Origin of the sequence: Corallococcus sp. AB030, from assembly GCF_003668965.1 — a bacterium.
Classification (GTDB): domain Bacteria; phylum Myxococcota; class Myxococcia; order Myxococcales; family Myxococcaceae; genus Corallococcus; species Corallococcus exiguus.
Genome location: NZ_RAWQ01000305.1, coordinates 1 through 8,375, shown reverse-complemented (window position 1 = coordinate 8,375; position 8,375 = coordinate 1). Strand labels below are relative to the sequence as shown.

Genomic DNA, 8,375 nt, shown 5'->3' with positions numbered 1-8,375 from the left:
GGGAGCAGCGGTGGCTCGGGGGCGGTGGATCCGGACCTCCAGGAGTACGCCGACGCGCTCCAGGTGCTGGATGAGAACTGGGACACCTTCGACACGGCGAAGGGGACGAAGGACGGCAAGCTGACGATGGCGGACCTGGAGGCGGTGCTGGGCAGCCCGGCGGCGTCCTCCACGCTCAAGCGCGCCGCGCAGTTCTTCACGGACCACCCGGAGTACTGGCACCGCCTGGAGATGGCGGCGGGCGGCGGCCGGGACGGCGTCACCAGCTGGCAGGACCTGGACGCGGAGCTGGACTCGGTGCCGAAGCCGTCGAGCGGCAGCGGCCGGAGCACGGGCGGCTCGCGTGCTCGGGACATCGTGGACAACCCGAACCTGAGCATCGAGCAGAAGGTGCAGGCCCTGCTGATGGGCATCACCCAGGACACCGACGACGAGCTGCTGGACGTGATGAACGAGATGGCCAGCGCCCGCGAGGAGCGCGCCACGTTGGGCACCAGCGGCTCGGACAAGGCGCGTGGCGCGAAGCTGGACACGGGCATGCAGGAACTGGAGCTGCGGCTTCAGACGCTGATGGAGAAGCGCAAGGCCATGTTCGACCTGATGAGCAACATGTCTTCGAAGTTCAACGAGATGGCGAAGACGGCCATCTCCAACCTGCGCAGCGCGTGAGGGCCGCCATGGGACGCATCATCAAGCACGACGGCGGCGAGGGACTGACGATGGAGATCGGCACGGCGCGCAGGCTGAAGGCATTCGCGCGAGGGGAGACGACCTGGGCGGAGGTGGAGGGGATGACCTTCGAGGAGGCGAAGGCCATCGCGCAGGTGGGCTGTGACCTGGCGGCGGCGGGCCGGTTGGAGGAAGCGCGCATCCTCTTCGAGGGGCTCGTGGAGGGGAACCCGAAGGACTCCGCGGCGCACGCGGCGCTGGGCACCGTGTACCAGAAGCTCGGGAGGGTGGAGGACGCGCTCACCGAGTACACGCACGCGCTGACTGGAGACCCGCGCAACCCCGTGGCGCTGACGGGCCGGGGCGAGCTGCACCTGCGCCGGGGCGAGCGGCAGGGCTTCACGGACATCGCCAACGCGGTGGAGGTCGACCCTCATGGCGAGACGTCCGCGGGACGCCGCGCGAAGGCCCTGGTGAAGGCCATCACCCTGGTGGCGGTGGAGAAGCTGAAAGAGGGCGCTCCGCCGACGTGAGCGGTTGACGGGAGACACGTTTCAAGACGGATGTGCCACCGGACAGTTGGGGAGCGGTCCGGGGGCGGCCGGCCGGAGGGTGGGCCTGGATGGCGAGGGGGAGTGGAGTGGAGGCCCATCCACCGGCGGCTTCTTGAAATCGGCTTCAGGGCGCGTCGAGCGCGGCGAGCCGTTCCCCGATGGGGGGATGGCTCATGCCCTTGAGCACGACCCAGCGGGGCGGCTCGGGGTCCATCTTGTTCACCCGGGCGGCCTTCACCAGCATGCGGCGGAAGGCGCCGGAGTCGCCGGTGAGGTTCAGGCCGTAACGGTCCGCCTCGCGCTCGCGCTCGCGGGAGAGCGCCCCGGCCACGGGGGCCGCGAGCGTGATGAGGAGGAACACCACCAGCGAGATCAGCGGCAGGGTGCGGATGTCGCCCGAGCGCTGGATGCCCCACCAGCCCCGGCGGGCGGACAGGCGCAGCAACTGGTCGATGAGGAAGAGCAGGGCCAGCACCGCGAGCGACGAGAAGATGCGGCCGGGCCAGCGGGGCTCGTTCACGTGGCCCGCCTCGTGCGCCACCGCGGCCAGGACTTCGTCCTCCGCGAGCTCACCCAGGATGACGTCGTTGAGGACGATGGTGCGCGTGGGGCCCTGGCCGGCGAAGTACGCCTGGATGCGCTTGGACTGCACGGACGTCTTCTCCACCACCACGTCGGAGAAGGTGATGTCCGCCTTGCGCATGAGTTCGGTGATGCGCGAGCGCAGCGGCCCTTCCTGCAAGGGCGTCTGGTCGTAGTAGAGGCGGGCGCGGTACGGGTCCAGGGCGGCGGCCACCAGCATCAGCAGGGCCACCGGCACGCCCAGCACCAGCCACCACCTGCGCACGCGGCGGGCGAGGCCATACAGGCCGATCACGAGCGCCGTCAGCGCGATGGCGCCCACGAGGGTGCCCTTGAACCACATCCACGCGAAGGTCGCGGGCGTGTCGTTGGACAGGCCGTGCCGGTGCTCCAGCACGTAGAAGAAGTACACGTTCGCGGGGGCGTAGAGCAGCTGGGTGGCCAGGTCGATGAAGAGCGCGAAGAGGAGCGCGGCCCCCCAACCGGGTTCACCCCACAGCCGGTCCATGGCGCTGAAGAAGGCGCGGCTCACCGGGGCCTTGCGCAGCGTGGCGCCAAACCTGCGCTCCAGTGACGCCGCCGCGGCCGTTGCCCCCCGGTACACGGGCCGCACGAGCACGGCCAGGATGAGCGCGGACAGGGCCAGCCGCACCAGCGGGTCCACCGCCGCCCGGATGTAATAGGGCTGGTGGTAGGCGTGGATGTCGGCGAGCTGCTCCGGGGTGAAGAGCGGTTCCATGGCCGGCGGGGGGCGCTAGCGGTGCTTCGCGCCCGCGTTGGAGGCGGGCATGGGCACGGAGACCCCTTCCGACTCCGTGTCGGCGTCCGCGTCCGCGAGCAGGAGCGTCTTCACCTTCTCCAGGCTCTGGCGGGTGCGGTCCACGAAGGCGTTCTGCGAACCGATGCGCTCGGCGGCCTCCAGCGTGCGCTCGTAGATGTTGATGGACTTGGTGAGCAGCACGCGGATCTTCTTGCGCAGCTCCTGGCGGTAGACCTCCGCCTCCTCGGCGTTGAGCTCCGGGGGCGTGGGCGAGTTCACCATGTGCTCGTGGAGGTTCTCGTACAGGGCGCCAATCTGCGCGCCCGCGGCGGTGGCCCAGTAGCCGTTGCCCACGCGGATGGCGCGCAGGTAGTGGCCCTGCGCGGACAACAGCAGCTCCGCCTTGTAGTTGAGGTCCTGCGCCAGCCCGTCGCTGCCCCGGCTGGCCTCCAGCTTCACGGCCTCGTAGTGCAGCCGGTAGATTTCGCCGACGAAGAAGTGCGCCTGCGCGGGGAAGTAGTCCTCCACCTCCGCCTTGTCCGGCAGGGCGTCATACGCGGCCAGCGCCTTGCGCAGCGTCCCCTCCGCGTCGTCGGTGCGGCCGGCCTCCACCTGGCAGATGCCCTGCTGAACCTGGGCCTCGATGCGGCGTCCCGCGGGCAGGTCCGCGCGCGCGGCCAGCGTCGTCAGCAGCTTCACCGCCTCCTCGTAGCGCTCCAGATGGTAGAGCGACTCCGCCACGCGGAAGGACGCGTCCAGCGCGTCGCCCTGGCCCTTCTCCGGCTCCGCCAGTTCGGCGAAGCGCCCGTAGGCGTCGTCCCACTCCTTGAGGCGCTGGTGCGCGAGGCCCGCGTTGTAGAGGGCCTGCCGGCGGTGCTGGCTGTTGGGGTGGAAGTCCGCGAGCCGGCCGAAGTAGCGCGCCGCCTGCTTGAAGTCGTTGGCGGCGAAGGCGGAGGTGCCGCCCGCGAAGAGCTCCTCGTCGTTGAGCTTGTCCAGCTCCAGGTCCGCCGTCACCGTGACGGGGTCGAACTCCACGACCTGCTTGTTCGCCGTGGCGTCCGGCTTCGTCCCCGTGCCCGTGGTGCGGCAGCCCGTGAGCGTCAGGCCCAGGCCCAACACGCCCACCCACAGCCACCGCCGGGCGACTCCGGCTGACTCCATCCGCTTCCTGCCGTGCATGCAGCTCGCTCCCATCCGGACGCCCACGTCACCCGGTGCGGCCCCGGACATCGACACCCAGGAGACCCGCCAGGTTCCCGGGGTGCTCTTCCGCGGTGCTTCCGGAGCCCGCCAGTCTAATGCGGGCAGGCCTCCGGTGCTCAGTCGCCCGTCCGCCCGGCATGAACGCCCCCGCGCGCCGGAAATGCCCGGGGTCTCCGAGCCTCCGGCGAGCCTCCGGCGCGTCACGCGGGGTGGGGGAGGGCGCTCAGGCGAGGACGTCGTCGCCCAGGAGGTAGCGGCCGGTGCCCCACAGCGCGGTGAGGTCGTGCACGTCCAGCCCGAAGCGCGGCACCTGGATGAGGGGCGTGCCCGGACAGGCCGCGCGCAATTGCGCCAGGCCCTCCAGGTCCTGCTGCGCCAGCACCTGGGTTTCGCGCAGCGTCTCCTCCACCTTCGCGCGGCGGGTGGGCGTCAGCGTGGCCGCGTCCGCCCACTGCGCCTGGATGGGCAGCGGGTGCACGCGGTTCACCACGATGGCCGTCATCTCCATGCGGTTCTGCTTGAGCAGCTTGTGGAAGTGGATGGCCTCGTCCAGCCGCTCCGGATTGGGGCTCGTCACCAGCACGAAGCCCGTCGTCTTGTCCTCCAGCAGCTCGCGTACGCCGCGGGCGCGCTCGCGGAAGCCCTCGTTCATGGAGGAGAGCGTCAGCATGAAGGAGGACAGCTCCTGGAGCATCTCCGTGCCGGTGAAGCGCGACAGCGCGCGCGTCACGTAGCTGCCGCCCAGGTTGAAGAGGGACAGGCCCACCTTGCCCGCCTTCAGCGCGGGCGTGAGCAGCCACTTGGCCGCTTCGTTGTCCAGGAAGTCCAGCACCCGGTTGGGCGCGTCCAGGAAGTCCAGCGCGTGCGCGGTGGGCGGCGTGTCCAGCACCACCAGCTCGTAGTCCGTGCTGCGGCGCAGGTCCCAGACCTTCTCCATGGCGATGTATTCCTGGCTGCCCGCCAGGGCCGTGGAGAGGGACTGGTAGAAGCGGTTGGCGAAGATGCGCTCGCGCTGCTCCGGCGGGGCCACGCGGGTGATGAGGTCGTCCCAGGTGGCCTTCATGTCCAGCATCATCGCGTGCAGGGCCGCCTTGGGCTTCACACCCAGGGGCTCCAGCACGGACGCGGGGACTTCCGCCTCCGTGTTGCCCAGGCCGGACAGGCCCAGGGAGTTGGCCAGGCGCTTCGCCGGGTCGATGGTGCACACGATGCTGGGCCGGCCATCCACCGCCGCGCGCAGCGCGAGCGTGGCCGCCACCGTCGTCTTGCCCACGCCGCCAGAGCCCACGCAGATGAGCACGCGCTTGTTCGCGAGCGCCGCTTGCAGCGCCGTCATGCTCCCGTGCCTCCGGTCACCATCGCGTTCAGGTGCCCCATCACCGTCTCCACCGCGTCCCGTCCGAAGCGCGGCACGAACAACCTGGGCACCGTGTACACCGGCGCGTGGAGGTTGCGCTCCAGCTTCGTGCCCGCGAGCACCGCCTGCGACGCGCGGTCATGGTGCGCCTGGGCCACGCGCATCAGCTCCGGGTGGCCCGCGAGCGCCTCCAGGTCCGCCTCCGTGAAGCGCTGGGGGAAGGCCTGGTTGAGCACCGCCGCGTGCGTGCGGATGTGCACCTTGTCTCGCAGCGCGCCGTGCAGCTCCAACGCCTCGTTCACCGGCATCTCCTCCGGCAGCGCCACCAGCACCGCGGCGGTGACGGACGGGTCCACCAGCAGGTCGCGCATCTTCAGCGCCTCGCGCGTCATGGGCCCCGGCGGCACCGTCTGCAGGAGCACCTGCGGCACGCTCAGGAAGGAGATGGCGTGGCCGGTGGCGGGCGCGTCCAGCACCAGCGTGTCGTACTTCCAGCGGCCGTCCGGCAGCTTCTCCTGGAGGTGGAAGAGGATCTTCCCCAACAGCACCAGCTCCTGGAGCGACGGGATGAAGCGCAGGAAGTAGCGCACCAGCCGGTTCTCGAAGACCGTCTTGTAGAGGGTCTCGAAGCGCAGGACCATCAGGCCGTACTCGCGCATGGCCTCCTGGGGGCGCACGTCCACCGCCCAGAGGTTCTCCTCCAGGAGCTTCACCTCCGGGCCGGCTTCGGGCAGCTCCAGGATGCGGCTGACGCGCTCCTGGGTGTTCACTTCGCACACCAGGGTGCGCCGGCCGGCGCGCACCGAGGCCAGGGCCAGGGCGGCGGCGACGGTCGTCTTCCCCACGCCCCCCTTGCCAGAGACGATCCACAGGCGTTTGTCGAGCAGTCCGGCCATAGAGGGCGCGCGAACCGTAGGGATGGGCTCCCGGAGAGTCAACGAGAGTCCACGAGCGGAAATCCCCAATGTTGCCCTGCTTGACACGTCGCGTTGGCCCCTCCCAGAGTGCGGCGTCCTCTTCCTGACGTCCCGCCTGTCCCGACGGCCGAGATGCCGTGTCCGGGGTGGGCCGGACCTGAACGGTTCCAAGAACATGCTCAAGAACAACCCGGTGATGAAGAAGCTCGTGGAGACGGGCGAGGAGCGCGTGGGCAAGCTCGCGCAGCAGCTGCTCTCCAACGAGAAGTTCGTGGGGGCGGTGCAGACGCTGGTGTCCCGCTCGCTCGCGGCGAAGGGGACGCTGGACGCGGCGCTGCGCACGGCGCTGTCCGCCATGAACCTGCCGTCCACGGCGGACCTGGAGCAGCTGCGCTCGAAGGTGGACGACCTGGAGAAGCTGCTCGCGTCCGTCGAGGGCAAGCTGGACACGCTGGTGTCGAACACGTCCTCGAAGAAGAAGGGGTAGGGCGCGGCAAGCCCTCACGGCCATGCGGCGCATCGCGTTCATCAACGAGAAGGGCGGCACCTGCAAGACGACGCTCGCGGTGAACACCGCCGCGTGGCTCGCGCTGGAGCAGCGCCGCCGCGTGCTGCTGGTGGACCTGGACACGCAGGGCCACGCGGGCAAGTCACTGGGCCTGGACGTGCGCACGCTGCCGCGCAACGTCTTCCACCTGCTCACCGACGCGGAGGTGTCCCTGGCCTCCGTGGTGCGCCCCACGGGCGTGAGCGGGCTGGACGTGGTGCCCGCGTACAAGGAGATGGCGGACTTCCCGGTGGTCGTGGCGCAGGACCCGCGCCGCGCGCACCGGCTGGCGGACCGCATGCGTGAAGCGGAAGCCGCGGGCTACGACATGGTGCTGTTCGACGCGCCTCCGTCCATGGGGCTCACCACGCGCAACATCCTGGTGGCGTCCACGGAGGTGGTGGTGCCGGTGGCGCTGACGTACCTGGCGCTGGACGGGTGCGCGGAGCTGGCGGAGACGGTGCGCCAGGTGGGCGAGGCGGAAGGACGCAAGGACCTCCGCGTCACCCGGGTGGTGCCCACGCTGTACCGCAAGACGGCGCTGGCCACGGCCATCCTGGAGCGGCTGCGGACGTACTTCCCCGAAGCGCTCGCCGCCACGCCGCTGGGCTACAGCGTCAAGGTGGACGAGGCGCAGAGCCACGGGAAGACCATCTGGGAGTACGCACCCCAGAGCCCGGGGGCGCGGATGCTCGCGGCCATCGCGGCGGAGATTGACGGCGGGGCCCCTCCGGCGAAGCGGAAGCGGACCCGGCCGAAGGTGGCCTGAAGCGCCGGCGCCCGCTTCCTCACGGGCGCCACGGCGTTCAGGCACGGGTGCTTCAGGACGCGCTGGTGTCCTTCTTGTCGCCCTTCTCCACGGCGTCGAGCTTCTTCTCCAGCTCCTCCAGCCGCTGCGCGAGCGCCTGCATGTCGCGGCCCAGGGCGGGGAGGTTGCCGGTGAGGTTCTCCACGACCTGCTTCACGCGCTCGTCGATGCGGCGCTGGAAGTCCTCGAAGGCGCGCTGGCTGGCCTTGAGGAGCTCCGCCGGGTTGAGGCTCGCGGCGCTGCCCTCGGCCTGCGGCGCGGGCGTTGCGGCGGGGGCCTCCGGGGGGGCCTCCTGCAGGCTGCCGTCCTCGCGGCGCAGCAGCTTGTCCAGCCGCTGCTCGGCCTCTTCGCGGATGGAGGCCACGCGCGGCGAGACCTCCTTCTGGATGAACCCGGAGATGGACTCGCCGGGGTGGCGGATGATCTCCCGCAGCACCGACAGAGGCATCTGGTTCTTCTTCTTCTCCTCTTCGAAGATGATCTGCGCGAGGGTGACGGAGGTCAGGTCTTCCTTCGTGCGGTTGTCGACAATCCGCACCTCGGTGCCCTCCTTGATCATCGCGGCGATCTCATCGAGCGTGACGTACCGGCTCTCCACGGTGTCGTAGAGTTTCCGGTTCGTGTAGCGCTTGATGATCTTCGGCTCCTTGGTGTTGCTGGGAGCGTTTGCTTGCTCGGCCTCGCTCATGTCTGTCGTCTCCGACCCCGGCTGCGCCTTGGCATTTACTGGTTTACTTCTTGATTTCCAAAGGGGCGAACCTCGTATCAAAGGGGTTGGAAGCGAGCAAGTTACCCGGGCCCGACTCGCGGTGGTTGCCGGGTGGGCCTATGCTCCAAGTCCCCCCGACCCGACCCCATGATCGTCCAGTGCGAACAGTGCCAGACGCGGTTCAAGATCCCCGACGAGAAGGTGACGGAAAAGGGGGTCAAGGTCCGCTGCACCAAATGTCAGAACACCTTTCGGGTCGCGCGTGAGCC

The 8,375-nt window shown here is 69.9% G+C and carries 9 protein-coding genes and 1 pseudogene; 5 read left to right on the top strand and 5 right to left on the bottom strand.

The features are described from left to right. Both D7Y15_RS40635 and D7Y15_RS40630 read left to right on the top strand, forming a co-directional pair. Positions 1-669: pseudogene (locus D7Y15_RS40635) on the top strand (hypothetical protein); the annotation flags it as partial. A gap of 8 nt (positions 670-677) precedes the next feature. After that, positions 678-1,202 carry a tetratricopeptide repeat protein gene (locus tag D7Y15_RS40630; protein WP_120581731.1) on the top strand — a complete coding sequence of 175 codons (525 nt, stop codon included), beginning with the start codon at positions 678-680 and terminating at the stop codon, positions 1,200-1,202. 145 nt (positions 1,203-1,347) lie between these two features. Here the strand turns inward: D7Y15_RS40630 and D7Y15_RS40625 are convergent, their stop codons facing one another. The 4 genes from D7Y15_RS40625 to D7Y15_RS40610 form a co-directional block, all read right to left on the bottom strand. Beyond that, the gene (locus D7Y15_RS40625; RefSeq protein WP_121755936.1) at positions 1,348-2,544 is read right to left on the bottom strand and encodes a M48 family metalloprotease; all 1,197 of its coding nucleotides are present in this window, start codon (positions 2,542-2,544) and stop codon (positions 1,348-1,350) included. A gap of 15 nt (positions 2,545-2,559) precedes the next feature. Next, positions 2,560-3,744, bottom strand: coding sequence for a tetratricopeptide repeat protein (locus tag D7Y15_RS40620; RefSeq protein WP_120581277.1), 1,185 nt, complete (start codon positions 3,742-3,744; stop codon positions 2,560-2,562). Positions 3,745-3,991: 247 nt separating this feature from the next. Next, positions 3,992-5,104, bottom strand: a complete 1,113-nt coding sequence (locus D7Y15_RS40615) for an ArsA-related P-loop ATPase (RefSeq protein WP_121755935.1) — start codon at positions 5,102-5,104, stop codon at positions 3,992-3,994. After that, the gene (locus D7Y15_RS40610) at positions 5,101-6,021 is read right to left on the bottom strand and encodes an ArsA family ATPase (RefSeq protein ID WP_120581279.1); all 921 of its coding nucleotides are present in this window, start codon (positions 6,019-6,021) and stop codon (positions 5,101-5,103) included. The genes D7Y15_RS40615 and D7Y15_RS40610 overlap by 4 nt, the downstream gene beginning before the upstream one ends. A 196-nt stretch (positions 6,022-6,217) precedes the next feature. Between D7Y15_RS40610 and D7Y15_RS40605 the strand changes: the two genes are divergently transcribed. Then, complete coding sequence (locus D7Y15_RS40605; protein WP_120581280.1) at positions 6,218-6,529, top strand: hypothetical protein; 312 nt, start codon at positions 6,218-6,220, stop codon at positions 6,527-6,529. Between the two features lie 22 nt (positions 6,530-6,551). Next, on the top strand, positions 6,552-7,358 hold the full coding sequence (locus D7Y15_RS40600; protein ID WP_121755934.1) for a ParA family protein: 807 nt from the start codon (positions 6,552-6,554) through the stop codon (positions 7,356-7,358). A gap of 52 nt (positions 7,359-7,410) precedes the next feature. Here D7Y15_RS40600 and D7Y15_RS40595 read toward each other — a convergent pair whose 3' ends face one another. Then, complete coding sequence (locus D7Y15_RS40595; RefSeq protein ID WP_120581282.1) at positions 7,411-8,085, bottom strand: polyhydroxyalkanoate synthesis regulator DNA-binding domain-containing protein; 675 nt, start codon at positions 8,083-8,085, stop codon at positions 7,411-7,413. A 168-nt stretch (positions 8,086-8,253) separates the two neighbouring features. Here D7Y15_RS40595 and D7Y15_RS40590 point away from each other — a divergent pair. Continuing rightward, on the top strand, positions 8,254-8,375 hold a 122-nt coding region (locus D7Y15_RS40590), incomplete at its 3' end, for a zinc-ribbon domain-containing protein (protein ID WP_199746048.1).

Bases quoted from the DNA above. Each gene is read 5' to 3' on its own strand.
- D7Y15_RS40610 (WP_120581279.1), bottom strand. From the start codon at position 6,021: ATGGCCGGACTGCTCGACAAACGCCTGTGGATCGTCTCTGGCAAGGGG.
- D7Y15_RS40620 (WP_120581277.1), bottom strand. From the start codon at position 3,744: ATGCACGGCAGGAAGCGGATGGAGTCAGCCGGAGTCGCCCGGCGGTGG.
- D7Y15_RS40605 (WP_120581280.1), top strand. From the start codon at position 6,218: ATGCTCAAGAACAACCCGGTGATGAAGAAGCTCGTGGAGACGGGCGAG.
- D7Y15_RS40600 (WP_121755934.1), top strand. From the start codon at position 6,552: ATGCGGCGCATCGCGTTCATCAACGAGAAGGGCGGCACCTGCAAGACG.
- D7Y15_RS40615 (WP_121755935.1), bottom strand. From the start codon at position 5,104: ATGACGGCGCTGCAAGCGGCGCTCGCGAACAAGCGCGTGCTCATCTGC.
- D7Y15_RS40625 (WP_121755936.1), bottom strand. From the start codon at position 2,544: ATGGAACCGCTCTTCACCCCGGAGCAGCTCGCCGACATCCACGCCTAC.
- D7Y15_RS40595 (WP_120581282.1), bottom strand. From the start codon at position 8,085: ATGAGCGAGGCCGAGCAAGCAAACGCTCCCAGCAACACCAAGGAGCCG.
- D7Y15_RS40630 (WP_120581731.1), top strand. From the start codon at position 678: ATGGGACGCATCATCAAGCACGACGGCGGCGAGGGACTGACGATGGAG.